Genomic DNA, 26803 nt, shown 5'->3' with positions numbered 1-26803 from the left:
ACCGCAATGGCGACGATCGTGCTGTCGGCAGTGGGTGCATCCATCGGAGGCGGCTTCGGCGGTGCCTTTCTGGGCTTGTCGGGTGCGGTCATCGGACGCGCCATTGGCGCGAGTGTGGGCCGTGCCATTGACCAGCGTCTTCTGGGCGGCGGCTCGAAAGCTGTCGAGACGGGCCGGATCGACCGGCTGAGGTTGCAGACAGCGGGCGAGGGCGCGCCGATCCCGCGTATCTGGGGGCAGATGCGGGTGCCGGGCCATGTTATCTGGTCCTCGCCCCTGGCCGAGATCCGCAGTAGCGAAGGCGGTGGCGGCAAGGGCGCTCCGCAACCCAAGGTGACGCAGATAAGCTATCGGCTGTCGGTGGCGCTGGCGCTTTGCGAAGGGCATATTCTTGGGGTCGGGCGTGTTTGGGCTGATGGCGAGGAGGTCTCGGCTTCTGAATTGAACATGCGGGCCTATCGGGGCACCGAAGCGCAGATGCCCGATCCGGCCATCTCGGCCCATGAGGGCGAAAACGCCCCTGCCTATCGCGGCGTGGCTTATGTGGTCCTTGAGGATCTGAGCCTTGAGCGCTGGGGCAACCGTATGCCGCAGTTGAGCTTCGAAGTGACCTGCCCGGCCCAGGACGGCAGCGGCCTGTGCAGCGAGGTGCGCGCGGTGGCGCTGATTCCGGGAACCGGAGAATATTCGCTGGCGACCACGGCGGTCACTGAAGATCTTGGTCTAGGCGAGACGCGTTCGGTCAATGTCAATACGCCGATGGGCGGGACCGATTTCAGTGCTTCCATGGATGTGATGGGGCGCGAACTTCCGAATGTCGGGTCAGTGTCTCTAGTCGTGTCGTGGTTCGGCGACGATCTTCGCATTGATCGCTGCAGCCTGTGCCCCAAGGTTGAACAGGTCGATGCCGAAGGCAGCGAGATGCCGTGGCGCGCGGGGGGAATCGCGCGCGGTCAAGCGCAAGAGGTGTCGCGGGTCGATGGACGACCGATCTATGGCGGCACGCCGTGCGATAGTTCGGTGATCGAGGCCTTGCGCGCGATCGAGGAAAGCGGACGACGAGCGGTCTTCTATCCTTTCATCCTTATGGAGCAGTTGGCCGGGAACGGTCTTTCCGATCCGTATGGTGGTGCAGAGCAGCCGGTCATGCCATGGCGAGGGCGGATCACGACGCCGTTGGCACCCGGAAGGTCCGGTTCTTCCGATCTCACACAGGCTGCGGTCGATCAGGTCGCGTCATTTTTTGGAGAGGCCGAGGCGGATGATTTTTCCCGTTCCGGTGAAATCATCGCCTATCACGGACCTGACGAATGGTCCTATCGCAGGTTTATCCTGCACTATGCACATCTCTGCGCAGCAGCGGGCGGCATAGACGCGTTCCTGATCGGTTCCGAGATGGTCGGCATGACGCAGATTCGCGGACCGCAAAACAGCTATCCCGCCGTCGCACAACTCAGGCGGCTGGCATCGGATGTGCGCGCGATTCTGGGTCCGGATGTGAAGATCGGATATGCGGCGGACTGGTCCGAATATTTCGGCCATCATCCAGGAAACGGTGAACTGTTCTTCCATCTGGATCCGCTGTGGTCGGATGAGAATATCGACTTCATCGGCATCGACAACTACATGCCGTTGTCGGACTGGCGGGATGGCGAGGATCATCTGGACGCGCATTGGGGTCGCATCGACAACCCCGACTATCTTCAAGCCAATGTCTGCGGTGGCGAGGGGTATGACTGGTACTATGCCAGTGAGGCTGACCGCGATGCCCAGATCCGCACGCCGATCACCGATGGTCAGTATGACGAAGCATGGGTATGGCGCTACAAGGACGTGGCAAGCTGGTGGCAAAACCTGCACTTCGACCGCCCGGAAGGCGTGCGATCGCGCGAGGCGACCGGATGGGTTCCAGGTTCCAAGCCGATATGGTTCACAGAATACGGCTGCGCGGCATTGGACAAGGCCACGAACCAGCCAAACAAGTTTCTGGATGCAATGAGTTCGGAAAGCGTGCTGCCGTATTACTCAACCGGTCAGCGTGACGACGCTATCCAGGCGGCTTATGTTCATGCGGTCGCCGCCTACTGGTCCGTCCCGGGGAACAATCCGGTCAACGACGACGGCGGGGCCATGCTGGATCTTGCACGCGCGCACGTCTGGTGTTGGGATGCGCGTCCATATCCTGCATTTCCGGCACGCGCAGACTTGTGGTCGGACGGCCCTGCCTGGGAACGTGGGCATTGGTTGAACGGCAGGGCCGGGGCCGTCATGCTGAGCGCTGTCGTCGCTGACATCTGCAGGTTCTCAGGGGTTCAATCCTTCGACGTTTCGGGTTTGTCGGGTGTCGTTCGCGGTTTTGCGCTGCAGGGCGGCCAAAGCGGTCGCGCCGCGTTGCAACCCTTGATGCTTGCCCTTGGGTTCGATGCGATCGAGCGTGACGCTGTGTTGCGCTTTATCAAGCGCGACGGGATGGCCAAGGCCGATATCGGGGCCGACCATTTGGCAATTTCTGACGACGTCAGTGGGCTGGAAACGGTACGCGCAGCCGAACCGGAGATTGCCGGACGCCTGCGTTTGATGCATGTCGAGGCTGGTGCCGACTACTCTGTTGCAACGGCAGAGACCAGTCTTCCGGATGCTGACCAAGAGTCCGTGACCGACAGCGAATTTCCGTTGGTGCTGACGCGTGCCGAGGGAAGGGCGATAGCCGAGAGATGGCTGGTCGAAGCGACGGTGTCGCGTGACACAGCGCGTTTCGCGTTGCCACCTTCGCAAGGTCGCCTGGGACCGGGCGACGTCGTTCGGCTGCACTGCGACGGCATCGAGACCAGCCGATGGCGGATCGATCGCGTCGAACGCGCCGGCGCTACTACGGTGGACGCCGTGCGGGTGGATCCCGGTGTCTATCGACCAGCGCTGACCAATGAGGGCGAGCCGTCGATCCGCCGCTATGTTCCGCCGATGCCGGTGATGCCGCTGTTTCTGGACCTGCCGCTGCTGCGCGGCGATGAGGTGCCGCATGCACCCTATCTGGCGGCCACAGCGAAACCGTGGCCGGGCACTGTCGCAGCCTATGTCTCGGCCGAACCCGAAGGGGGGTATAATCTGAACCTTACGTTGAATCGCCGCGCTGTGATCGGACTGACCAAAAATGCGTTGCCATGGGCAAAGCCGGGATTGTTCGACCGAGGAAACGCGCTGCGAATTCAGCTGAAGTCTGACGATTTACGATCAGTCACGCAGCGCGCCCTGCTGGCTGGTGCGAACGTCATGGCGATCGGGGACGGGACGTCAGGCAACTGGGAAATCATTCAGTTCGCAAGCGCCCAACCCCTCGGCAACGGGGTTTGGGAAATCAGCTCGCGGTTGCGTGGGCAGGCGGGCACGGATTCCATGATGCCTGAGGCATGGCCGGCAGGTAGCATGATCGTGTTGCTGGATGGCGCGCCGAAGCAGGTGGTACTGCCACCCAGCGCCCGCGGACAAGAGCGATTCTGGAGAATTGGTCCGGCATCGCGTTCGCCCGACGATTCCAGCTATCGTACGTTGACGACTGAGATCCGCGGCGCCGGGCTGAGACCGTATGCGCCGTGCCATCTTCGATCAGTTGGGCGTCGGGTCAGCTGGATTCGCCGCACCCGTTTCGATGGCGATAGTTGGGATGGACCCGATGTCCCGCTGAATGAAACGCGCGAATCCTATTTGCTGCGCGTGATCCAGTTCGGCGCGACTCTGCATGAGGTGCAACTGGGCGCACCGGAATATGTCATCCCAATCGATATCTGGCAGGCGATCAACGGCGGAGGCGCCTATTTGGTCGAGGTTGCACAGTTGTCAGACCAATACGGGATCGGACCGTTTGTCAGGAGGATATTCAATGCCGACGAATGAAACCCAGCGGCTGGAGATGCCGTTGCTTCAACCTGCACAGGCCCAGAAACATGTCACGGTCAACGAGGCCCTGATGCGGCTTGACGGGCTGGTGAATCTGACTCTGCAAAGCGTCGCAACCGCGATCCCCCCTTCGCAGGTGATCGATGGTCAGTGCTGGGGCGTCCCTGCTAATCCAAGTGGTGCTTGGGCTGGCCAGTCGGGTCGCATCGCGATCGGGTCCAATGGAGGATGGGTGTTCGTTCCGGCCGGTCCTGGCATGCGCGCGTTTATTGTGGATCATGGCATCTGTGCGATCCATGACGGGACACGATGGGTCAATGGAGCTGTGACCTTGGGCCAGTCCGGCGCAGGATTGCTGACCGGCATTGCAGAGGCCAATGTTTCGGTCTCTTCCGGTGCGGTATTCGACACCGGCCTAACGATTCCCGCAGGCGTAATGGTGATTGGTGCAACCGCGCGGGTGACACAGGCCTTGACCGGCAGCTTGTCCAGTTGGCGGCTTGGTAACTTGGGTGCCGATGACCGCTTCGGGCAAGGGCTGGGCAAATCGATGGATTCCTGGGCTCGCGGCTTGCTTGGCTCGCCCATGGCTTACTACGACGATGCGAACCTGCTGATGACCGCAGAGGGCGGTCAGTTTTCCGGCGGACGCATCAAGCTTGCAGTCCACTGGCTGGAATTGCGCCTTCCAGATTGAAGCATGCCGCCCATCCGCGGCTTTTCCCGCCTGACAAACTGCGTTAGGAAAGTATGGGAAAGTCGCGGATGGTTCTGATGAACATGCAAGATAGCAGCAACGCCAACGCACTGAGCCTGGATCGCGATGCGATTTGGGCGCAGATTCGTGATGAGGCGACCGAGGCGGTGCGCGGAGAGCCTTTGCTGGGGTCGCTGATCCATGCTGGGTTGCTGCATCACCACAGCCTAGAGGCCGCGTTGGCCTATCGCTTTTCTCTGAAACTGGCATCTGGAGAGATGAGCGAGCAGATCCTGCGCGAACTTGCTGATCATGCCTACGCGGCTTCGCCCGAATTGGCCGAGGCGGCGCGCGCGGATCTGATGGCTGTTTATGACCGCGACCCCGCGACGCACCGATTGATCCAGCCCATCCTGTTCTTCAAGGGATATCAGGCGCTTCAGGCTTATCGCATGGGGCATTGGCTGTGGCAGCAGGATCGCCGCGACATGGCTTATTTCGTACAGATGCGATGCTCGGAGTGTTTCGGCGTGGATATTCATCCGGCGGCGAAGATTGGCACGGGCGTGATGATCGACCATGCGCATTCCATCGTTATTGGCGAAACAGCTACAGTAGGGAACGACGTGTCGATGCTGCATTCCGTCACCCTTGGCGGAACCGGCAAGGAAGACGGTGACCGGCATCCGAAGATCGGCGATGGCGTGATGATCGGGGCAGGCGCTAAAGTGCTTGGGAACATCCGGATCGGGCACCATTCGCGGATCGCCGCCGGTTCGGTCGTGCTGCACGATGTGCCTTGCTGCAAGACGGTGGCCGGCGTTCCGGCGCGGGTTATTGGAGACGCCGGATGCCCTGAACCCTCGCACAGCATGAATCAGCTGCTGGGTATCGAAGAGTATTTCTAGACCCAGTCGCTGACGCCGCTGCCCGTAACTTCGGCCAGTGTCATGTTCTCCTGCGCAAGCCGGGCGTCCAGTCCTTTGGCGATCTCCGGGACAAGCGAAAAACCCTGATAGATCAGGGCCGAATACAGCTGGATCGCGGTGGCGCCTGCGCGCAGCTTTTCCCATGCCTGATCGATCGAGCCGATCCCACCGACGCCGATCAGAGGGATCTCTCCTTTCGTCTCGCGGTGGAGCTTTGCAATAACATGTGTCGCACGCTGGAACAGGGGGGCGCCTGACAGCCCGCCGGTCTCGGACTTCTGTCCGTTTTGCACGCCGTCACGAGACAATGTCGTGTTCGTCGCAATGATTCCGTCTACCTGCGCCTGACGGGCGACTGCCGCGATATCCGCCAGTGCCTTGTCGTCCAGATCCGGCGCAATCTTGACAAAGACCGGTCGCCGGTTTGGCAGCGCGTCGCGTGCCAAGATCACCCGGTCCAGAAGCGCCGCCAAAGCGTCGGCGCCCTGCAAGTCACGCAGCCTTTCGGTATTTGGTGATGACACATTCACCGTCAGAAAATCCGACGCAGTCCCGGCCACACGAACGACTTCTTCGAAATCGGCGCTGCGGTCGGCGCTGTCCTTGTTCGCGCCGATATTCAGTCCCACGGGAATGATGTGATCGCGTACGCCAAGGCGGGCGGTAATCGCTTCGGCACCGTCGTTGTTGAAGCCGAAGCGGTTGATGATCGCGCGCTCCTGGCGAAGGCGGAACAGTCGTGGCTTCGGATTTCCCGGCTGTGGACGCGGAGTCGCCGCCCCCAACTCAATGAAGCCGAAACCTGCACGCATCAGCGATGACAAGGCCCGCGCGTTCTTGTCATAGCCCGCGGCCAGACCCACGGGGTTGGCAAGATGCAAACCTGCCAGATCAAGTCGCAGCCGGTCGGATGTCACCGGCCCGCCTGGCAATGGGACGAGGCCGGCCGCCAGCGCGCGTATCGACATGTCATGCGCGACTTCGGGATTGACCCGATGCAATGCGGCAAGACCCAGCTTTTCAATCATATTCATGCCAGCGGTCCGGTCTGGTGGCCGTTGCCGGTCAACTGGATCCTGCGCGTCCAGCGGATATCGGCCATCCGCAAAGGGCGATATAGGTGGGGGAACATTGCGCCGCCGCGCGATGGCTCCCATCGAAGCGCGTCTTCCATCGTTTCTGTATCGCAGGCCAACAGCGTCAGGTCTTCTTCGCCCGCAAAGTGCTTTGCAAGTGTGCCCTGCAATTGCAATGCGGTTGAGAGATGCACGAACCCGTCGGCTAGATCGACAGGCGCGCCATCGCTGTGCCCCTTCGCCTGCATCTCGCTCCATTCCTGCGCACGAAAAATCTTGTAGATCAGCATGGCGGCATTTGCCGTGCTGGCGGCATCACGGTCAAGGGCACAATCGATCCAGAACAGAAGGTTTGACCAAGTCAATCGACTAGGCGAAGCTGCCGAGAAGATTGACCGTGCCTGAAAGGATCAGCGGATGCATGTTCGATATTTGATTGCAGCTTCCACCGTGGCGCTGTCAGCCGTGGCTGCTCAGGCCGAGATGACGCTGCACATCCTGCATACCAACGATTTGCACAGCAGGATCGAACCGATCAACAAATACGACAGCACGTGCGACCAGGAGACGCGCGATGCGGGCGAGTGCTTCGGCGGCGTTGCGCGGTTGGCCAGCAAGGTCGCCGAATTACGAGATCAGATAGCGGCGCAGGGCGGCAATGTCATCGTCCTGGACGCGGGCGACCAGTATCAAGGCAGCCTGTTCTATACCACCTACAAGGGCAAGGATGTTGCCGAATTCATGACCGCGATCGGCTATGACGCCATGGCGGTAGGCAATCACGAATTCGATGATGGTCCCGAAGGTCTGGCGGTCCTGTCCGATGGGGTCGCATTTCCTGTAATATCCGGCAATCTGGACTTGTCGCGCTCGAACGTGCTGAAAGGCAAGGTGGATGACATCGTCACGCTGGACATCGGCGGCGAAAAGGTCGGCATCGTGTCCGCACTGGCGACGGATACGGCCGAGACGTCATCGCCCGGTCCCAATGTGATCTTCATGGACGAAATCGACAGTCTTGCTGCCGACGTGCAGACATTGACCGATCAGGGCGTCGACAAGATCATTGCGCTGACGCATGTCGGATATCTGCGCGATCAGCAGATCGCCCGTGAAGTGCCGGGTCTGGATGCGGTGATCGGCGGGCATTCACACACCCTGCTCGGCAGCATGGATTCCGCGGCTGGTCCGTATCCGACTCTTGTCGAAGGTCCGGACGGGACAGAGGTGCCGGTGGCAACTGCCTATGCCTACTCAAAATATCTTGGCCATCTTGTTCTGACCTTCGACGACGACGGCATTCTGACAAAGGCCGAAGGACAGCCGATCCTGCTGGATAATTCGGTTCCCGAGGACAAGGCCATCGCCGCCCGCGTCGCCGAGATGGCCGCGCCAATCGAGGAGTTGCGACAGAAGGTCGTCGCCCGGACCGCGGCGCCGATAGATGGTGGACGCGACAACTGTCGTGCCAGGGAATGCGAGATGGGCAATCTTGTGGCGGATGCGATGCTGGAACGCGTTAAGGATCAGGGCATCGACATCGCGATCGCGAATGGCGGCGGGTTGCGGGCCTCGATCGACGAAGGTCCGGTCACGATGGGCGAAGTCTATACTGTGCTGCCCTTCCAGAATACCTTGGCGACATTCCGGCTTTCGGGGAAGGATGTCCTCGCCGCGCTGGAGAATGGTGCAAGCCAATACGAAGAAGCGGCAGGTCGCTTTGCTCAGGTTGCCGGACTGAAATATACTGTTGATCCTGATGCCGAACCCGGCAGCAGGATCAGCGATGTGATGGTTCGTCGGGATCAGGACTGGGCGCCGCTCGACCCGTCCGCGACATATGGGGTCGTCTCGAACAACTACATGCGCGGCGGTGGAGACGGCTATCAGGTCTTTGCTGCAAACGCATCGGACGCATATGATTTCGGACCGGACCTGGCCGAGGTTCTTGCCGATTATCTGGCGTCTCGGGGGGCGGACTTCGCCCCGGCTCTGGATGGACGCATCACAGTCAAATAGGGCGGTGGTGCCGCGGCGTGATGCGGCGCCATCCAATCTTCATGCAAGTCACTCGATGGTTTCGCGCTGCAAGGCGCGCGCTTGGGCGCGATCAAGCAACTCCAGCGCCTGTTGGGTCGAGGCGCCCGCAGCGCGTGCGTTTTGCCACAATCGGCGACATGATGCCGGTGACCACGGCAGTGCCGCATACGCCAGCCATCGCCGCAGCGGCGCGGGCAGGGCATCGAATGCGGCCATCGGATCACGGGTTCGCCGTCGCAGCCGTTGCGCTGTTCGGCCCAGATTGCCGTTCCGCGCCATGATCAGCATGTCCCGATCGGATCGACCGGATCGACTACCACCAGAAAACGGCATTGACCGTTTTCGGTAGGTGGAGACCGGTGCAGAATTCCCGAGACTTCTTCACCCGGCCAATCACGACCACGGAACATTGCGGGGCAGCCCAGAGGCACCCGATGGGTGGCGGTGACGTCGCCATCGGAACCTGCTGGTCCGAACTCGGTTCCCGCGCCACGCAGCGTGCACAGAAAGCGTGCCCGAACAGCATCCAGATGCCATTTCGGGCAGGGCTGTCCAAAAACGGAATCCAGACGCAGGTCGACCAACACGGCACCGGTCTGGGCTGCCGCAACTTGCACGAGGTCGGAAACCTCGACCACAAATGCATCGCGTTCAGGCGAGGCGGGCGTTCTGGCGGTGAGGCACGCGGCCTTCACGGCAGCGGCGGCATCCTTGGGCCGCAGTCTTTCGCGCAATCGAGGCAGGTGGTCGGTCGGCAATTCCTCCAACCATTTCAGTAATCTGGGTGCGACATCCCGTTGCCAGATCGCCGCGCCTACCCCGGACATGGCGATGGTGCCCAGGACGCGCGGATCAAAGGACTGATTGATCGCGGTGGCGGCGCGTGGGCGGGCTGCGATCCTCATGCCGCCACCTCGTCGGCCCGTCGCCAAGCTGGAAACGGGTCGGGAAGGTCGGTCCAGGCCCGGGGTTCCTCGCCCCACTCTTCGCCCAGAATACAAGCGTCCAGCCTGCACCGTATCGCATCCTCGTCCATGCCGCAGCCGATGAAGACCAGCTCCTGCCGCCGATCCCCCCACGGGTCGGCCCAATGCTGGGCGATATAGGTGCGCGCCTGACCATGATCCGGCCAGCGTTCAGGTGGCACGGATGCCCACCATGTGCCCAGAGGCCGCACCGTCGACTGCGCCCCCGCCAGAGAGAATTCGGCAACCCAGTCCGGGCGTGAGGCAATCCAGAAATGCCCTTTTGCGCGGATCACACCCGGTAGGGGGCTGTTCAGCAATTCATGGACCTTGCGTGGCTCGAACGGCCGTCTTGCCCGATAGACGAACGAGGTGACGCCGTATTCCTCGGTTTCCGGCACATGGTCGCCGAAACCGTAGAGCTCTTTCATCCACATCGGATGCTCATGGGTTCGGTCGAAATCGAACAGACCTGTATTCAGGATGTCGCGCGCGTTGATCCGGGCATGGTCGGTGCGGATAACTTTGGCATCCGCGTTCAGGCTGCGGATGATCGCAAGCGCAGCATCGACACGGTCGGGACCGGCGTCGCTGACCTTGTTCAGCACCACCACATCGGCGAACTCGATCTGCTCTGTCAGCAAGGTGACCAGTGTGCGATCGTCGCCCGGTCCTGCGGTCTCGCCACGATCGTCAAGGAAATCATGGCTTGAATAGTCCTTCAGCAGGCTCAGCGCATCCACGACCGTTACCATCGTATCCAGCCGCGCAACGTCGGACAGGCTGTCGCCGTTCTCGTCACGGAACTCGAAGGTGGTCGCGACCGGTAATGGCTCGGAAATGCCTGATGATTCGATCAGCAGATAGTCGAACCGTCCGGCACAAGCCAGGCGCCGAACCTCGGTCAACAGATCCTCGCGCAGCGTGCAGCAGATGCAGCCATTCGACATTTCGACCAGGGTCTCGTCAGTGCGGGCCATCCCGCCTTCGGCACGCACAAGATCCGCGTCGATATTCACTTCGGACATATCATTCACGATCACCGCGACGCGCAACCCGTCCCGATTATTCAGAATGTTGTTCAGCAGCGTCGTTTTTCCGGCCCCCAAAAAGCCGGACAGGACGGTGACGGGAAGGCGGGTATCTAGGTTCATGAATGGCGTCCCTGCGAGCAATGTCGTTAAGTCGATTAACGTTATAGTATTACATATCAGCTTGCAACACGATGCCGGAGAGACTGGAACGAAGGTCTTGCCATTGACGACCTGCTCGCCTTCGGTCATGCCCCGCCCATGCTGCGTATCGACGATATCTCCTTCGCCATTCAGGGCCGCCCGCTTTTCGAGCATGCCTCGGCCACCATCCCCGAGGGCCACAAGGTTGGCCTTGTCGGCCCGAACGGGGCTGGCAAGACGACATTGTTCCGGATGTTGCGGGGTGAGCTTGCCGTCGATGGCGGCGAGATCACCTTGCCCTCGCGCGCCCGCATCGGCGGGGTGGCACAAGAGGCGCCGGGCACCGCGACGTCGGTTCTTGCCACGGTTCTGGCCGAAGACAAGGAACGCGCAGCCCTGATGGCCGAAAGCGAGACTGCGAAGGATCCGCACCGCATCGCCGAGATCCAGACCCGACTGGCCGATATCGACGCATGGTCGGCCGAGGCGCGCGCGTCCTCGATTCTGGTGGGCCTTGGCTTTTCGCAGGTGGATCAGGCGCGGCCGACCAGCGATTTCTCGGGTGGGTGGCGGATGCGGGTCGCGCTGGCGGGCGTGCTGTTCTCGCAGCCGGATCTGTTGTTGCTGGACGAACCGACCAACTATCTGGACCTTGAAGGGGCGCTGTGGCTGGAAACCTATTTGGCGCGCTATCCGCATACGGTCATCATCATCAGCCATGACCGCGACCTGCTGAATCGCGCCGTGGGCCACATCCTGCATGTCGAGAACCGCAAGCTGACGCTCTATACAGGCGGCTATGACGGCTTTACCCGCATTCGCGCCGAGAAACGTGCATTGCAGGCTGCCGAGGCCAGGAAACAGGCCGACCGGCGGGCGCATCTGCAAAGCTTCGTGGACCGTTTCCGCGCCAAGGCCAGCAAGGCGCGTCAGGCGCAGGCGCGGGTCAAGATGCTGGAGAAGATGCAGCCGATCACCGCGCCCGAAGAGGCAAAGTTTCACCGCTTCAGTTTCCCGCAGCCCGAGGAACTGTCGCCGCCAATCATCGCCATGGAAAACGTCGCGGTGGGATATGGCGATCGCGCGGTCCTCCAGCGGCTGAACCTGCGCATCGATCAGGACGACCGGATCGCGCTGCTGGGTCGGAACGGGCAGGGCAAGTCAACCCTGTCCAAGCTGCTTGCGGAACGGCTTGCTGCGATGGATGGTCGGATCACCCGGTCAAGCAAGCTGCGCGTCGGCTATTTTGCCCAGCATCAGGTCGATGAACTGTCCCTGGACGAAACCCCGATCGAGCATGTCCGCCGCCTGCGCCCGAACGAGGCGCCAGCCCGTCTGCGGGCCCGGCTTGCCGGTTTCGGGTTGATGGAGGCACAGGCCGAAACCAAGGTCGGACAACTGTCCGGTGGGCAGAAGGCGCGGCTGTCACTGCTGATCGCGACCATCGACGCCCCGCATCTGCTGGTGCTGGACGAGCCGACCAACCACCTGGACATCGAAAGCCGCGAGGCGTTGTCCGAGGCCCTGAACGACTATACCGGCGCGGTGGTGCTGGTCAGTCACGATATGCACCTGCTGAGTCTGGTCGCGGACCGGCTGTGGCTGGTCAATGACGCGGCGGTCAGCACATATGACGGTGATCTGGACGACTACCGTCGCTTTCTGCTGAACGGAGACGAGGCCGCGAAACCCAAACCCGCCGAGCCGGTCGCGAAGCCTGCACCCAAACGTCCCGCGCGTGACGAGTTGCTGGCCCTTCGATCCGAGGTGCGCCGGTCCGAAGAACGGGTCGAAAAACTGACCGAGATGCTGGAAAAACTGGACGTGAAACTGGCCGATCCGGCGCTTTACAATGACCCGCACGAGGCGAAAAAATGGTCGAAGAAACGCGCCGAGGCGGTCCAGGCGATGGCACGTGCAGAATCTTTGTGGATGGCGGCGCTTGAAAAGCTGGAAGGCGCCGAGAAGGTCTGATCTGTTGCGCAAATGCGTCGTCGCGATCCACCTTCGGTCACGTTGCCGCGAATGGCTTGTGCCGTCCGGCGATTCGGACCTAGGAAGGTGATATCCCTGAATTCCGACCGGATCTATGCCATGAAATTTCTCGCTGTTGTCGCCCTTGTCGCCGCCGCCGGTTCGGCCTCGGCCCAAGACTTCGGTCTTGCAGGGCGCGATGTGTCAGTCGAGCTTGGTCTGGGTGCGCAGGGTCGCCCGGTCTATCCGGGTTCCGACGATACCGATGCCGCCCCGTGGTTGATCTGGCAGAATTTCCAGATTGGCACTGGCGGTAACCCGCAAGGATTTTCGTTCTCTCCGTCGTTCAGCTCGATCGGCGAACGGGATCCGTCGGACGATGACGCGCTGGCCGGAATGGACCAGATCGACCGGGCCTACGAGCTGGGCGGCAAGGTCAGCTATGGCCAAGGTCCGGTGACGGCCTACGGGACGATCCGTCGTGGATTCGGCGGGCACGAGGGCGTGGTCGGCGAACTTGGCACCACCTACCGCACCGATCTCAGCGACCGTGTCACATTGTGGTCCGGTGTCGAATTCGGCTGGGGAAGCTCGGAATATTCGGAAACGTATTTCGGTGTCACGCCGGCCGAGTCGGTGACCAGCGGATATCCTGAATACGCCCCCGGCGGCGGCTTCAACAGCGCCGCGATCAAGTTCCGCGCGCGCTATGCGCTGAACGACCGGACGGCGATCATGGGTGAGGTTGAATATGGCCGCCTGATCGGTGACGCAGCCGATTCCCCGATCGTGGAAGACAAATACCAGCCTGCGCTGCGTCTGGGCATCGTGCGGAAGTTCTCGTTCGGTTTCTGAGGTCCTGATGGATTGCCGCAGACTTGGCACAGTTCGCGGCATCAGAATATTTTAAGCCTGAAATAATTTCTTGACTCAGGGCCCGCTGTTGGTGCGTTCTAGGTGGAACGGACAGCCATGCCGCGATCAACGCGGCGGATCGCAACAGGAAGGTGCCCATGACCAAGTCCCGGAACATTCTTGCGCTGCTTGCAGCGACCACATGCCTTGCTGGCCCCGCTGCCGCACAGGACGACGACACGCTGAAGATAGGTCTGATCTTCACCCTTTCGGGGCCTGCCGCGGTGCTGGGCGAGATGGGGCGCGACGGTTTCCTGCTGGCTGCGGAACAGATCGGCGAGATCGGCGGCATGAAGACCGAAATCGTCGTGATGGACGATGAGCAGAAGCCCGACATCGCCGCAAACAAGGCGCGCGAGCTGGTCGAGCGCGACCAGGTCGATATCGTCGTAGGTCCGATCTTTTCGAACATCCTTGGTGCGATCGTCAAACCCGTGACCGATTCCGGCACCATCCTGATCAGTCCGAATGCCGGGCCCTCCAATCTGGCCGGTGCGGACTGTTCTCGGCATCTGTTCGTGACCTCGTATCAGAACGACCAGATGCACGAGGTCATGGGCGCTTATGCCCAGAAGCAGGGTTTCGACAATGTCTTCCTGCTGGCCCCGAACTATCAGGCGGGCAAGGACAGTCTGGCGGGATTCCGGCACAGCTATCAGGGCGATGTCGCGGGCGAGATCTTCACCCAGCTTGGCCAGTTGGATTATTCGGCGGAACTGGCGCAGATCGCGGCGATGCAGCCCGACGCCGTGTTCGCCTTCATGCCCGGCGGCATGGGCGTCAACCTGGTCAAGCAGTATCGTCAGGCAGGGCTGGAGACCATCCCGTTCCTGTCGGCTTTCACCGTGGACGAATCGACGCTGCCGGCCCAACAGGACGCCGCGCTGGGGTTCTTTGGCGGGTCGAACTGGGCGCCCGATCTTGATGCCCCGGGCAATGCCGAGTTCGTCGCGGCCTACGAGGAAAAATTCGGAAAGGTGCCCGCCGTCTATGCGATGCAGGCCTATGACGCCGCCTACCTGATCGACGGCGCCCTGCGCGAGGCGGGTGGCACCGCGGATAAGGACGCGCTGATCGCGGCACTGGAATCCGCGCCGTTCAATTCGGTCCGCGGCGACTTCAGCTTCGGCCCAAATCACTATCCGGTTCAGGATTTCTATCTGACCAAGGTCGTTCAACGCGAGGATGGCAAGTTCGCCACCTCGGTCGTCGAGAAGATCTTCGACGATTACGCGGATAATTATGTCGGCGAATGCCAGATGAACTGATCGGGCAGGGGCGCGGCTGACGCGCCCCACGCCGACCGGGGCCTTGTCACATGACCAACCTGTTTCTGCTTCAGCTTCTGAACGGGATGCAGTTCGGCATCCTGTTGTTCCTGATCGCCGCTGGCCTGACACTGGTCTTCGGGATCATGGATTTCGTCAATCTTGCGCATGGCGTGATCTACATGATCGGCGCCTATCTTGCGGTGACCTTCGCACAGATGACTGGCAGCTATGGTCTGGGCCTGCTGCTGACGCTGCCGGCGACGCTGCTGATCGGGCTGTTGCTGGAACTGCTGGTGTTTCGCAAGCTGTATGACCGGCCGCATCTGGATCAGGTTCTGGCCACCTTCGGTCTGGTGATGGTCCTGACCGAGGCGGTCGAGATCATCTGGGGGGCCGCGCCGCTGTCGGTGCGGATGCCGGACCTGCTGTCGGGGTCGGTGCCGCTGGTCGGTCCGATGCGCTATCCGGTGTTTCGCCTTGTCGTGATCGGGGCCGGGCTGGTGACCGCTGCGGGACTGTGGCTGGTCATCACCCGGACACGGATCGGGATGCGGCTGCGCGCCGGGGCCACGAACCGGGCGATGGTCTCGGCGCTGGGGGTCGATATCAGGAAGCTGTTCACGATCATCTTCGCCTTCGGTGCCATGCTGGCAGGGTTCGCCGGCGCAATGGTGGCGCCGATCCTGACGGTCGATCCGGGGATGGGCGAAAGCGTCCTGATCCTGGCTTTCGTGGTCATCGTCATCGGCGGCATCGGGTCGGTCAAGGGGGCGTTTGCGGGTGCCTTGCTGGTCGGGCTGGTCGATACGCTGGGGCGCAGTTTCGGGCCGATCATCCTGCGCGCGGTGATGGAACCTTCGGCGGCCGCTCAGGCGGGAAGGGTGCTGGCGCCGATGCTGGTCTATATCCTGATGGCGGCGATTCTGGCGGCCCGTCCCGCGGGCCTTTTCGGGGCCAGGACATGAGGCTGATCCCTAACCGCGCCTGGGCGGCGACCATCCTGTTCACGGCCTTTGCCGTTCTGCCGTTTCTGGCGGTCGCACTGGATGACAGCTATCTTGTCGTCATTGCAAGCCGCATCCTGTGCTATGCCATCGCTGCGCTGGCGCTGGATCTGATCCTTGGCTATGGCGGCATGGTCAGCTTTGGCCACGCGGCATATCTGGGCATCGGCGCCTATGCGGTCGCCATCCTTTCGCGTGCCGGCATCACTGATCTGGGCCTGCACATGCTGGCCGCCATCGCTGCTGCGGCAGTCTTCGCGCTTGTGACGGGCGCAATCTCTCTGCGCACGCGCGGCATCTATTTCATCATGATCACGCTGGCCTTCGCGCAGATGGCCTATTTCTTCTTCGTGTCGTTGTCGGCCTATGGCGGCGATGACGGGGTCACGCTGAACGCCCGCTCGACCCTGTTCGGCCAAACCATTCTCGAGGACGATACGGCGCTTTACTATACGGTGCTGGTCCTGCTGATCGGGCTTTACCTACTGGCCGTCGCGATCACACGGTCGCGTTTTGGCAGGGTGCTGACCGGCGCCCGCGAGAACCCGGTAAGGATGCAGGCGATCGGGTTTTCTCCGTTCCGCTACCAGCTGACCGCCTTCATCATCTCGGGCTGCATGACCGCCATTGCGGGGGTGATGCTTGCCAACCAGACCAGCTATGTCTCGCCCGCCTTCATGAACTGGCACCGGTCGGGCGAGCTGGTGGTGATGGTGGTCTTCGGCGGGATCGGCAACTTGTTGGGCGCGGTCGCGGGGGCCACCATCGCGCTGCTGCTGGAGGAATGGCTGGCCGTGCTGACGGAACACTGGCCGCTGCTGTTCGGCCTGATTCTGGTGCTGGTCGTCCTGTATTCACGCGACGGTCTGTCGGGTCTGTTCCGGGGGCGTCGATGAGCCTGCTGGAGGTCCGCAACCTGCGCAAATCCTACGGCGCACTGAAGGTCACCGACGATCTGGATTTGTCGGTCGAAGAGGGCGAACTGCACGCCATCATCGGCCCAAACGGAGCGGGCAAATCAACGCTGATCGCACAACTTTCGGGACAATCCGGGTCCGATGGCGGGTCCGTCCGGTTCGACGGAACCGAGATGATGGGACGCGCGATGCATCGCCGGGTTCGTGCCGGCATGTCTCGCAGCTTTCAGATCACGTCGATCCTGCCCGGCTTCACTGCATTGGAAAACGTTGCGTCCGCGGTTCAAGCGCGATCAGGCAGCAGCTTTCGCTTCTTCTCTCCGGTCGCGGAAGAAAGCGCATTGAACGATCAGGCGCTGGCGGCGCTTGACCGCGTGGGCATCGCGGATCGTGCCTTCTTCAACGCCGGAAGCCTGTCGCATGGCGAGAAACGGCAGCTTGAACTGGCGATCGCTCTGGCGACCCGGCCGCGTCTGCTGCTGCTGGACGAACCGCTGGCCGGCACCAGCGGCGCCGAGGCCGATCGCCTGGTCGAAGTCATGCGCGGCCTGAAGGGGGCCGTGACCCTTGTGCTGATCGAACATGACATGGATGCGGTCTTCGCGCTTGCCGATCGGATCAGCGTGCTGGTCTATGGCCGGATCATCGCCACCGGAACCCCGGACCAGATCCGCGACGACCCGCAGGTGCGCGCCGCCTATCTGGGCGAAGAGGAGGGCACCTGATGCTGAAGGTTCAGGGGCTGCAGGCGGCTTACGGGGAAAGTCAGGTGCTGCACGACATCAATCTCGAGGTTGCCGAGGGCGAGGTGGTCACGCTGCTGGGGCGCAATGGCATGGGCAAGACCACCACTATCAGCACGATCTTCGGCCTGCTTCCCGCCAGGCACGGCCGGGTGATCGTCGCGGGCACCGACATGACGAATACCGCGCCGCATCGGATCGCGCGCGCCGGTCTGGGGCTGGTGCCAGAGGGCCGTCAGGTCTTTCCGACGCTGAACGTCCGCGAGAACCTGATCGCGATGGCAAGACCCGGTCAGTGGACGCTGGATCGCGTGCTGGCGCTGTTTCCGCGACTGGGCGAACGGATGTCCAATCGCGGCGATCAGCTGTCAGGGGGCGAACAGCAGATGCTGGCCATCGGACGCGCCCTGATGACCAATCCGCGCCTTGTCGTCCTGGACGAGGCGACCGAGGGGCTTGCCCCGCTGATCCGGGACGAGATCTGGGCCTGCCTGACGCAGTTGAAGGCGGCGGGCGAATCGATCCTGATCGTGGACAAGAACGTGGACGCGCTGACCCGATTTGCCGACCGGCACGTAGTCATCGAGAAAGGTCGCACCGTCTGGTCGGGCGACAACGCCGCCCTGCGCGCGACACCGGAGATCAAGGAACGCTTCCTGCATGTCTGATTGCCTGGTGGCAACGATCACCGGCAAACCCGGCCAATTCGGCATTGCACAGCCGCGCCGGCGCGGATATTGAAGCCTCAGGCACCCGTAGCTCAGCTGGATAGAGCGCTGCCCTCCGAAGGCAGAGGCCAGAGGTTCGAATCCTCTCGGGTGCGCCAAGATCATCGATCTCTGAACCGACACTTGCCTCGGCCTGGCTTTGCCGTGGTGCGGTCCTGAAGGCGCGGCCCGAAGGTTCTTGCAAAGGCCGCCGATTGGATGTCCTGATCGCAAAGCGGCGGCCTGCTTTCGGAACTATCGCGGCTTTGACGGCTTTGGATCGCGCATCAGTTGGGCGCCAGAAAGAACGCGTATGCACGATGCGGACAGATCGCGCGACGGACGCCGAGAGTTGTCAGACGATCGCCGGGTAAAGGTCGTAATCCGCATCGGGCTCAAGCGCGCTTTCAAAAAACACCTTGTTCGCCCTGATCTTGTCGTCGTCCCAGTCCCACCAGCGAATTTCCAGCATCTGTTCAATGACGTGATCGCTGAAACGCTTGCGCAACAGCTTGGCTGGCACACCGCCGACGATCCCGAATGGCGGCACGTCCGACACGACCGTCGCCCCCGCCGCCAGGACCGCGCCATGTCCGATGGTCACTCCGGCCAGAATATTCACCTTGTCGCCGATCCAGACATTATGGCCAATTTCGACGCGCCGCCTCTCGAACGCGAGCGAGAAACCGAAACGCCTGCTGAAAAGAACCTGCTGGTTAGGCATGTCGGTGCGATGATTTCCGGCATGAACTGAGATGAACCGCCCGAGCGCGCAATACTTGCCGATCCGGATGCTGCCACGGGCGTTCAGATAGCCGTTGATCGTCGTGTGTTTTCCACAAAGGACGTTGCCCGCGATCATGCAACTGTCCAGGTCTCCGCGAATCTCGCCCGACTCGATCTGTGCGGCGTCGGTCAGCAGGTGGAATTCCGCGATTTCCTCTTCGGTGAAGATGCTCATGCCGTTCTCTCGATACGATGGCGGGGCGCAGGGGCCGTGGCCCTTGAGTGATGCTGGTCCGCTTGTGCGGGCCTGTCTGCGTGATGACGCGGGAATAGGCAAGCCTTTCAACGCGCGGCGACCGCACGCGATGTGGCTGTGCCGTGCGCCAATCCCTGTTCGGCACAGCGATGCAAACCGGCCGGAACAGCGGATAGGGTCGAAGCGTTGGCAGGTCATCAACTTGATTGCGCTTGGCTTGTGCCGGACAGCAGCGGAGGACCACGCGTCGCCCATGTCGATGATCGCTGGCCCGAAGGCCAGTGCCAACTTGCGTTTTTTCCTGTTCACGATCCGGAGGGTGCATGATTTCGTTCGATCACAAGGCCATCTTCATCCATCTGAAGCGCACCGGCGGAAATTCCATCGAAGCCGCCATGGATGGGCTTGTCCTTCTGGATCAGGAGGGGCGCGAGGCGTCTGAATGGAACAATCGCATCCATCGGGATGCCACAAGGAACAAAGTCGATCGGCGCGGAACCGGCATCCACGATACCGCGCTGGAGGTCCGCAAATGTTACCCGAAGGAATTTGATGAATTCTTCAAGTTCTCGGTCGTTCGCAATCCGTATGCTCAGATCTTTTCGCTGTATCGCCGCATGCGCCACAAGGAGCGGGCGACGCCGGAAAGGTTCGAGAGATACCTGAACACCATCGTTCAGAAAAAGCGATTGGTCCCGAAGCTGGCCCTTTGTGACAGGAAGGGAAGAAATCTGATGGATGATGTCATGCGGTTCGAGGATCTGGAGGGCGAGTTCAGGCGGATCGCTCGGCGGATCGGGCTTGCGGACACAAGCCTGCCGGTCTTCAACCGCTCTCACCTTGGCAAGGTTTCGATGTGGTCAAGAATCTTCGGGCGGAACAAGACGAGCTATCACCATTTCTACACACCTAAGGCGCGAAGATGGGTCGAGGATACCTATGGCGACGACATCGAGCGGTATGGCTATTGCTTCGAGGGTATCACAAAGGAAGCTGCGTTCCCGTCGTGACGCAGCCCCGATCCCTTTGCGTAGCGTCCTTGGCGGCAGCGGAGGTATGTCGCCAGACCGTATCGTGGTGACTTGATATGCGGTCGAACCGGTTTCAGCCCGCCTCGCGCACCCGTTCCTCGACGATCTCGAAAGGAACCGCGGGCTCGTCCTTTCCGGCGCGGATCACCAGCGAGGTCTTGACGCTGGCGACGTTGGGCGCGGCGGTCAGATTGTCGGTCAGGAACCGCTGGAAGGTGGACAGATCGGGCGAGACGCATTTCAGGATGAAGTCGATCTCGCCGTTCAGCATGTGGCATTCGCGGACCAGGGGCCAGCCGCGCACCAGATCCTCGAACGCGGACAGGTCGCGTTCGGACTGGCTGGCCAGGCGCACCATCGCGAAGACCTGCACCTCGAAGCACAGCGCGCGGGCGTCGATATCGGCGTGGTAGCCGCGGATATAGCCCAGTTCCTCCAAGGCACGGACACGGCGCAGGCAGGGCGGCGCCGAGATGCCGACGCGGCGTGCAAGTTCGACATTCGTCATCCGGCCGTCGGCCTGAAGTTCGGCCAGGATCTTGCGGTCGATGTCGTCCAGTTTCGCGCCAGCCATGCTGCTCTTTCTTGGATTGGGTTGCGGCGTTGCCGGAAACTACAATGCGGACCGGATATGCGCAACATTCTTTCCGGTATCGCGATGCGTTGCACAAGCCGCGCCGAGGGATTACCTGATGCACCAAATGGCCGATGGGGTGCAAGATGACTGACCGCACGCATGTGAAACTTCTGATCGTCGGGTCGGGACCGGCGGGCTATACCGCCGCCGTCTATGGCGCGCGCGCGATGCTGGAGCCGATGCTGATCCAGGGGATGCAGCCAGGTGGGCAGTTGACGATCACCACCGAGGTCGAAAACTGGCCCGGCGAGACCGAGATCCAGGGCCCCGATCTGATGGTCAAGATGGAGGCCCACGCCAAGGCGATGGGAACCGAGATCGTCACAGACATCGTGACCCGTCTGGATCTGGGTCAGCGTCCCTTCGTGGCGGAATGCGACAGCGGGCGGCGGATCACGGCCGATGCGGTGATCCTGGCCACCGGCGCGCAGGCGCGCTGGCTTGGCCTGCCAAGCGAAGAGAAGTTCAAGGGGTTCGGGGTCAGTGCCTGCGCGACCTGCGACGGGTTCTTCTATCGCAACCGCGAGGTTCTGGTCATCGGCGGCGGCAATACCGCGGTCGAAGAGGCGCTGTTCCTGACCAAGTTCGCGTCCAAGGTGACGCTGGTGCATCGCCGCGACAGCCTGCGGGCCGAAAAGATCCTGCAGAACCGTCTGTTCCGCAATCCGAAGGTCGAGATCGTCTGGGATCACGAACTGGCCGAGGTGAAAGGTGCCGATGACCCGATGGGCGTGACCGGCGCCGTCCTGAAATCCACCAAGGACGGCACCACGCGCGAGGTTTCTGCCGATGGTGTCTTCGTTGCGATCGGTCACGCGCCGGCCAGCGAACTGGTCAGCGATCAACTGGAACTGCATGACGGCGGCTATGTGAAGGTCGAGGCGGGTTCGACGCGCACCTCGATCCCCGGCGTGTTCGCGGCGGGCGATCTGACCGACCATATCTATCGGCAGGCAGTGACCAGCGCGGGCATGGGCTGCATGGCGGCGCTGGACGCCGAAGCATGGCTGGCCGAGCAGGACGAGGCTGGCGAACCCGATCCGGGCTCTGCCGAATTGCCCGAAGACGCCACCGCCGGATAATCAGGTCGGCCAGTCGCGTGCGGTGTCGGCAAGCTCTGCGCGCAGCCAGTCTCGAAATCGGGCGATGGCGGGTTTCCGCGTGCCCTCTGCGGTGACGAACCAGTAGGCATTGGTTGTGGGTGCGCGGCCGGGCAGGGGCGTGACCAACTGCCCCGAAGACAACGAATCCGAGGCCAGCGTTTCCCACGCCATGAAGACGCCCTGTCCGGTCTTGGCGGCGTCTAGACACAGTCCACCATCGGCATAGACCGGACCGGACGGAACGTCCTTCGACGACAATCCGTGCGGAGCAAGCCAGTCCTGCCAGCCGGCAAGATCGTCGTTTTCGCGGATCACGGGCAAGCGCAGCAGATCCGCGGTTGTCCGGATGTCGTTCGCCAGAGACGGCGCACAGACCGGCATCACGCGCTGATCCAGCAATTTTTCGACCCGCAGTCCCGACCAGGCGCCGCGTCCCACGCGGATGCCGATATCGACTCCGCCCAGCCCCGGTGTGATCATCTGTACGACCGGTTCGATCCGAACGCGGATGGTGGGATGGGCGGCGGAAAAGCGCGGCAGTCGCCAGATCAGCCAACGGCTGGCGAAAAGAGGTGCGACGGAGACGTTCAACAGATCGTCATGGCCCGGATCGGTCAGCGCCACTGCGGCCGAAAGTTGCGCCATGCCGTGCGACAGATGTGCAGCCATCTGACGGCCAAGGTCGTTAGGCGTCAGGCCTGTGCCCATGCGGTCGAAGACGCGGCGGCCCAACTGTGCCTCGGTCCGCGAGATCCGCTGGCTGAGCGCGCCGGGCGTCACGCCCAGTTCCTCGGCGGCGGAAGACAAGCTGCCAAGCCGCGCCACGGCTTCGATGGCGCGCAGGCCGCTCAGGGGGATCCGGTTCAGGGGCTGCATTCAGAAAATCTAAAACGGCTCGCGAATGTTCTCAATCCTGTTTGAGGCGCATGACCCCTATATTTCGATCATGAAACATAATCTACGCCGAATTCTGCGTCGCATCGGCGACGCGATGGCCCCGCTGCCGCCACTCCTTGATCCGCTGGACCACCCCGACCTTGCCAACATGGGGCCACGCGATCTGGACGATCTTCCGCTGCCTCGTCCCGACGGGCGGGCAATTTGGCCTTGTCCTGACCACACGCAAACGGAGGCAGCCGATTTACATCCTTGCCGATGAAAAAAGCTAATCTGTCATGATTAGCGCCGCAATCGAGAGACGTTGACCGGCGTATCGCCGACAGGGCAAACCGATATCCCGGGATTGCCCCCGTCATGAAGATATTGTTCCTGACCTCCTCGCGTCATTCTTGCCGCATTGCTTGGATTAGCCGCTGTGGACGCTGCGCGCCGGTTGAATGTTCGCGATGCCGGGGCTATGGGCGGCACCAAGTCACGACCCGCCGACCGGCCGGACGTGTCCTCATCCTGTCCGTTCAATGTCCGAGCATTCCAAATGACCCATCCCAATCAGGCGCCAATCCCCGAACTCTATGTCTCTGAAGAGGCTGCATCGTCGCTGAAGCACGAAGCGGGCAAGATGCCCAGCTGGGATCTGACGCCGCGCCAGATCTGCGATTTGGAGCTTTTGATGAATGGCGGTTTCAGTCCGCTGAAGGGCTTTCTGACCGAGGCGGATTACGATGGCGTCGTCAACGACATGCGCCTGACCTCGGGTGCGCTTTGGCCGATTCCGGTCAATCTTGATGTCAGCGAGAAATTCGCCGACGGGATCGAGCCCGGCACCGACATCGCGCTGCGTGATCAGGAAGGTGTTATCCTTGCGATCATGTCGGTGACCGACAAATGGGTGCCGAACAAGGCGCATGAAGCCGAGAAGGTGTTCGGCGCCGATGATCTGGCCCATCCGGCCGTGAATTATCTGCACAACAGCGCCGGTCCGGTCTATCTGGGCGGGCCGATCAAGGGCCTTCAGGCCCCGACGCATTACGATTTCCGGGGCCGCCGCAACACGCCCAATGAACTGCGCGCGCAGTTCAAGAAGCTGGGCTGGCGTCGCGTCGTGGTGTTCCAGACCCGCAACCCGCTTCACCGCGCGCATCAGGAACTGACCTTCCGCGCTGCGAAGGAAGCGCAGGCCAACCTGATGATCCATCCGGTCGTCGGCATGACCAAGCCGGGCGATGTCGATCATTTCACCCGCGTGCGCTGCTACGAGGCGGTGCTGGACAAATATCCGTCGGCGACCACCACGCTGTCGCTGCTGAATCTTGCGATGCGTATGGCCGGCCCGCGCGAGGCGGTCTGGCACGGGCTGATCCGCCGCAATCATGGTGCGACGCATTTCATCGTCGGTCGGGATCACGCCGGACCGGGCAAGAACAGCGCGGGCGAGGATTTCTATGGTCCCTATGACGCGCAGGACCTGTTCCGCAAGCATCAGGACGAAATCGGCGTCGAGATGGTCGACTTCAAGCACATGGTCTATGTGCAGGAGCGCGCCCAGTACGAACCGGCAGACGAGATCGAAGAAGGCGTTACCGTCCTGAACATCAGCGGGACCGAACTGCGCCGCCGCTTGCGCGAAGGCCTGGACATTCCCGAATGGTTCAGCTTTCCCGAGGTGGTTCAGCAGCTTCGCCGCACCTCTCCTCCGCGTGCGCAGCAGGGGTTCACGGTGTTCTTCACCGGTCTCAGCGGCAGCGGCAAATCGACCATCGCCAACGCGCTGATGGTCAAGCTGATGGAAATGGGCGGTCGCCCCGTGACGCTGCTGGATGGCGACGTGGTGCGAAAGCACCTGTCCAGCGAGTTGGGCTTTTCCAAGGAACACCGCGACATCAACATCAAGCGTATCGGTTATGTCGCGTCCGAGATCACCAAGAATGGCGGCATCGCGATCTGTGCGCCGATCGCGCCCTACACCGCGACCCGCCGTGCCGTGCGCGAGATGATCGAACAATATGGCGCCTTCGTCGAGGTTCACGTCGCGACCTCGCTTGAGGAATGTGAACGCCGTGACCGCAAGGGCCTGTACAAGCTGGCGCGCGAGGGCAAGATCAAGGAATTCACCGGCATTTCGGACCCGTATGAAGAACCCAGACAGCCGGAACTGCGCGTCGATACGCAGGATATCGAAGTCGACAACTGCGCCCATCAGGTGCTGCTGACGCTGGAAAGCATGGGGCTGATCGGCCTGAACTGAACGATCCCCAGCCATGTGTGACATGCGGCCTCGTTCCCAAGGGACGGGGCCGCGTTCATTCTGACGGAACGCGCTGCAAGGCCGGATCGTTATGAAAAGTATCTTCAAAGGACTCGACCATGTCAGACAGCCACGTCGCCGCGCCGCCAGAGTTCAACCCCTGGCTGGCGACAGTGTTGCTGCTGATGGGAAACTTCATGAACCTGATCGATGTCAGCATCGTCAATGTGGCGCTGCCATCGATCCAGCGTAACCTGGGCGCCTCGGCCAGTCAGATAGAATGGGTGTCCGCAGCTTATGTGCTGGCCTTCGCGGCGGGCTTGCTGCCGTTCGGGCGCTTTGGCGACAAGTTGGGTCGCAAGCGCTTGTTCCTGCTGGGGGTCGCGTTGTTCACCCTGGCATCGGCGCTTTGCGGGCTGGCACAGAACATGACGATGCTAATCGGGTCGCGCGCGATTCAGGGGCTGGGCGGCGCGATGATGGTGCCGCAGGTCATGGCGATCATCCATGTGATGTTTCCCCCCGACCAGAAGGCACGGGCCTTCGCGCTGGCAGGGGTGGTCGTCAGCATGGGCGCGGTGACCGGGCCGCTGCTGGGAGGGGCGCTGATCACCGCCGATATCCATGGGCTGGATTGGCGTCCGATCTTCCTGGTCAATCTTCCGGTCGGAATCTTCGTGATCCTTGCCGGGCTGCGATGGATACCCGCCCTGCAGCGGGATCGGGACATGACAATCGACTGGATCGGCATGGTGGTGTTCGCGCTTGCGATTGTCATGATCGTCCTTCCGGTGATCGAGGGCGCGCTTCTGGGATGGCCCTGGTGGTGCATCGCGCTGCTTCTAGGTGCTGCGCCGATGGGGGCTGTCTTTGTCCTGCGGCAGGCCGCGCTGGCGCGGGGGGGGCGGACGCAGCTTCTGCCCATCGCCCTCATGAGGAATCCGGGCTATCTGTCCGGCGTCCTGATGGTCATGCTGCATTTTTCTGCCATTCCGGGCATGTTCCTGATCCTTGCGATCTATCTGCAGACCGGGTTCGGATTGTCACCGCTGGCTTCGGGGTTGGCCACGGCGCCGTTTCCGCTGGGGGTGATGCTGGGCAGCTACGTTACGGGCCGTTTCGGGGCCAGCCGCTTGCCGCTGCGGATGGGGGCAGGGGCGCTGGTCCTGCTGGTCGGGATGGCGTGGCTGCGCCATGCGGCCGGAAACCCGCCACAGCCGTTCACGCCGCTTGCGATTGCGGCGCCGCTGGCGATTTGCGGAATGGGTATGGGGCTGGCGATTTCGCCGCTGTTTCAGCTGGTGCTTCAGGCCGTGCCCGGCCATGACGCGGGCGCCGGTTCGGGCGCCATGCAGGCATTTCAGCAGGTCGGTGCGGCCGTGGGGATCGCCGTCGTGTCCAGTCTTTTCTTCGTGCAGCTGCATCACGGGGCAGATGCGGACTATCCGCAGGCCATCCACCACGCGCTGGTCTATCAACTGGGGGTATTCATCACGATCCTGCTGGTGCTGTCGCTGCGCAGCTGGCTGATCCGGCCCCGGCCGAAGACCGAGGGGGCGGACGGTCCCCCACCGATGCTCGGGCCGGGGGCGCGCTAG

The 26803-nt window shown here is 62.1% G+C and carries 23 protein-coding genes and 1 tRNA gene; 16 read left to right on the top strand and 8 right to left on the bottom strand.

Annotated features, from left to right (window positions below; genetic code table 11):
* Positions 1-6 precede the first annotated feature (6 nt).
* The 3 genes from MU516_RS05930 (at position 7) to cysE (ending at position 5499) form a co-directional block, all read left to right on the top strand.
* Positions 7-3891, top strand: coding sequence for a baseplate multidomain protein megatron (locus tag MU516_RS05930; RefSeq protein ID WP_260276309.1), 3885 nt, complete (start codon positions 7-9; stop codon positions 3889-3891).
* Positions 3860-4591 carry a DUF2793 domain-containing protein gene (locus MU516_RS05925; protein WP_260276308.1) on the top strand — a complete coding sequence of 244 codons (732 nt, stop codon included), beginning with the start codon at positions 3860-3862 and terminating at the stop codon, positions 4589-4591. The genes MU516_RS05930 and MU516_RS05925 overlap by 32 nt, the downstream gene beginning before the upstream one ends.
* 77 nt (positions 4592-4668) lie before the next feature.
* Entirely contained in the window at positions 4669-5499 is an 831-nt protein-coding gene (cysE, locus tag MU516_RS05920) for a serine O-acetyltransferase (RefSeq protein ID WP_260276307.1), read from the top strand.
* On the opposite strand, the gene MU516_RS05915 is transcribed toward cysE, so the two are convergent.
* Positions 5496-6554: a quinone-dependent dihydroorotate dehydrogenase gene (locus tag MU516_RS05915; RefSeq protein WP_260276306.1), complete on the bottom strand. Its 1059-nt coding sequence runs from the start codon at positions 6552-6554 to the stop codon at positions 5496-5498. The two genes, cysE and MU516_RS05915, sit on opposite strands and share 4 nt — an antisense overlap.
* Entirely contained in the window at positions 6551-6886 is a 336-nt protein-coding gene (locus tag MU516_RS05910) for a DUF952 domain-containing protein (RefSeq protein ID WP_260276305.1), read from the bottom strand. The genes MU516_RS05915 and MU516_RS05910 overlap by 4 nt, the downstream gene beginning before the upstream one ends.
* Before the next feature lie 127 nt (positions 6887-7013).
* On the opposite strand from MU516_RS05910, the gene MU516_RS05905 reads away from it, so the two are divergent.
* Positions 7014-8615, top strand: coding sequence for a bifunctional metallophosphatase/5'-nucleotidase (locus tag MU516_RS05905; RefSeq protein ID WP_260276304.1), 1602 nt, complete (start codon positions 7014-7016; stop codon positions 8613-8615).
* Between the two features lie 48 nt (positions 8616-8663).
* Here MU516_RS05905 and MU516_RS05900 read toward each other — a convergent pair whose 3' ends face one another.
* From MU516_RS05900 to MU516_RS05890, 3 genes are read right to left on the bottom strand one after another with little or no spacing between them, the layout of a single operon-like run.
* Positions 8664-8915, bottom strand: coding sequence for a DUF6525 family protein (locus MU516_RS05900; RefSeq protein ID WP_260276620.1), 252 nt, complete (start codon positions 8913-8915; stop codon positions 8664-8666).
* A 2-nt stretch (positions 8916-8917) separates the two neighbouring features.
* A complete protein-coding gene (locus tag MU516_RS05895; protein WP_260276303.1) occupies positions 8918-9541 on the bottom strand; it encodes a DUF1826 domain-containing protein in 624 nt (207 codons plus the stop codon).
* Positions 9538-10755 (bottom strand): GTP-binding protein, encoded by a 1218-nt coding sequence (locus MU516_RS05890; RefSeq protein WP_260276302.1) that lies wholly within the window; start codon positions 10753-10755, stop codon positions 9538-9540. The genes MU516_RS05895 and MU516_RS05890 overlap by 4 nt, the downstream gene beginning before the upstream one ends.
* A 138-nt stretch (positions 10756-10893) precedes the next feature.
* On the opposite strand from MU516_RS05890, the gene MU516_RS05885 reads away from it, so the two are divergent.
* The 8 genes from MU516_RS05885 (at position 10894) to MU516_RS05850 (ending at position 18426) form a co-directional block, all read left to right on the top strand.
* Positions 10894-12750 carry an ABC-F family ATP-binding cassette domain-containing protein gene (locus MU516_RS05885; RefSeq protein ID WP_260276301.1) on the top strand — a complete coding sequence of 619 codons (1857 nt, stop codon included), beginning with the start codon at positions 10894-10896 and terminating at the stop codon, positions 12748-12750.
* Positions 12751-12870: 120 nt separating this feature from the next.
* Positions 12871-13605 carry a MipA/OmpV family protein gene (locus MU516_RS05880; protein WP_260276300.1) on the top strand — a complete coding sequence of 245 codons (735 nt, stop codon included), beginning with the start codon at positions 12871-12873 and terminating at the stop codon, positions 13603-13605.
* 158 nt (positions 13606-13763) lie between these two features.
* Complete coding sequence (locus tag MU516_RS05875) at positions 13764-14933, top strand: ABC transporter substrate-binding protein (protein WP_260276299.1); 1170 nt, start codon at positions 13764-13766, stop codon at positions 14931-14933.
* A gap of 50 nt (positions 14934-14983) precedes the next feature.
* On the top strand, positions 14984-15901 hold the full coding sequence (locus tag MU516_RS05870; RefSeq protein ID WP_260276298.1) for a branched-chain amino acid ABC transporter permease: 918 nt from the start codon (positions 14984-14986) through the stop codon (positions 15899-15901).
* The gene (locus MU516_RS05865) at positions 15898-16836 is read left to right on the top strand and encodes a branched-chain amino acid ABC transporter permease (protein ID WP_260276297.1); all 939 of its coding nucleotides are present in this window, start codon (positions 15898-15900) and stop codon (positions 16834-16836) included. Before MU516_RS05870 ends, MU516_RS05865 begins: the two co-directional genes overlap by 4 nt.
* Entirely contained in the window at positions 16833-17582 is a 750-nt protein-coding gene (locus MU516_RS05860) for an ABC transporter ATP-binding protein (protein WP_260276296.1), read from the top strand. Before MU516_RS05865 ends, MU516_RS05860 begins: the two co-directional genes overlap by 4 nt.
* Positions 17582-18268: an ABC transporter ATP-binding protein gene (locus MU516_RS05855; protein ID WP_260276295.1), complete on the top strand. Its 687-nt coding sequence runs from the start codon at positions 17582-17584 to the stop codon at positions 18266-18268. The genes MU516_RS05860 and MU516_RS05855 overlap by 1 nt, the downstream gene beginning before the upstream one ends.
* A gap of 81 nt (positions 18269-18349) precedes the next feature.
* Positions 18350-18426, top strand: a tRNA-Arg gene (locus MU516_RS05850).
* A 236-nt stretch (positions 18427-18662) separates the two neighbouring features.
* Here the strand turns inward: MU516_RS05850 and MU516_RS05845 are convergent.
* Positions 18663-19268, bottom strand: coding sequence for a CatB-related O-acetyltransferase (locus MU516_RS05845; RefSeq protein ID WP_260276294.1), 606 nt, complete (start codon positions 19266-19268; stop codon positions 18663-18665).
* A gap of 344 nt (positions 19269-19612) precedes the next feature.
* Here MU516_RS05845 and MU516_RS05840 point away from each other — a divergent pair, with 344 nt between their 5' ends.
* Positions 19613-20299 (top strand): sulfotransferase family protein, encoded by a 687-nt coding sequence (locus MU516_RS05840; RefSeq protein WP_260276293.1) that lies wholly within the window; start codon positions 19613-19615, stop codon positions 20297-20299.
* A gap of 94 nt (positions 20300-20393) precedes the next feature.
* Here MU516_RS05840 and MU516_RS05835 read toward each other — a convergent pair whose 3' ends face one another.
* Positions 20394-20894, bottom strand: coding sequence for an Lrp/AsnC family transcriptional regulator (locus tag MU516_RS05835; RefSeq protein ID WP_209056849.1), 501 nt, complete (start codon positions 20892-20894; stop codon positions 20394-20396).
* A 146-nt stretch (positions 20895-21040) separates the two neighbouring features.
* Between MU516_RS05835 and trxB the strand changes: the two genes are divergently transcribed.
* The gene (gene trxB / locus MU516_RS05830; RefSeq protein ID WP_260276292.1) at positions 21041-22039 is read left to right on the top strand and encodes a thioredoxin-disulfide reductase; all 999 of its coding nucleotides are present in this window, start codon (positions 21041-21043) and stop codon (positions 22037-22039) included.
* On the opposite strand, the gene MU516_RS05825 is transcribed toward trxB, so the two are convergent.
* A complete protein-coding gene (locus MU516_RS05825) occupies positions 22040-22936 on the bottom strand; it encodes a LysR substrate-binding domain-containing protein (RefSeq protein ID WP_260276291.1) in 897 nt (298 codons plus the stop codon).
* Between the two features lie 559 nt (positions 22937-23495).
* On the opposite strand from MU516_RS05825, the gene MU516_RS05820 reads away from it, so the two are divergent.
* Both MU516_RS05820 and MU516_RS05815 read left to right on the top strand, forming a co-directional pair.
* Positions 23496-25205, top strand: coding sequence for a bifunctional sulfate adenylyltransferase/adenylylsulfate kinase (locus tag MU516_RS05820; protein ID WP_260276290.1), 1710 nt, complete (start codon positions 23496-23498; stop codon positions 25203-25205).
* 119 nt (positions 25206-25324) lie between these two features.
* A complete protein-coding gene (locus tag MU516_RS05815; RefSeq protein ID WP_260276289.1) occupies positions 25325-26803 on the top strand; it encodes an MFS transporter in 1479 nt (492 codons plus the stop codon).

Origin of the sequence: Paracoccus maritimus, from assembly GCF_025195095.1 — a bacterium.
Taxonomy (GTDB): domain Bacteria; phylum Pseudomonadota; class Alphaproteobacteria; order Rhodobacterales; family Rhodobacteraceae; genus Paracoccus; species Paracoccus maritimus.
This window is presented reverse-complemented; position numbering and strand designations above follow the sequence as displayed.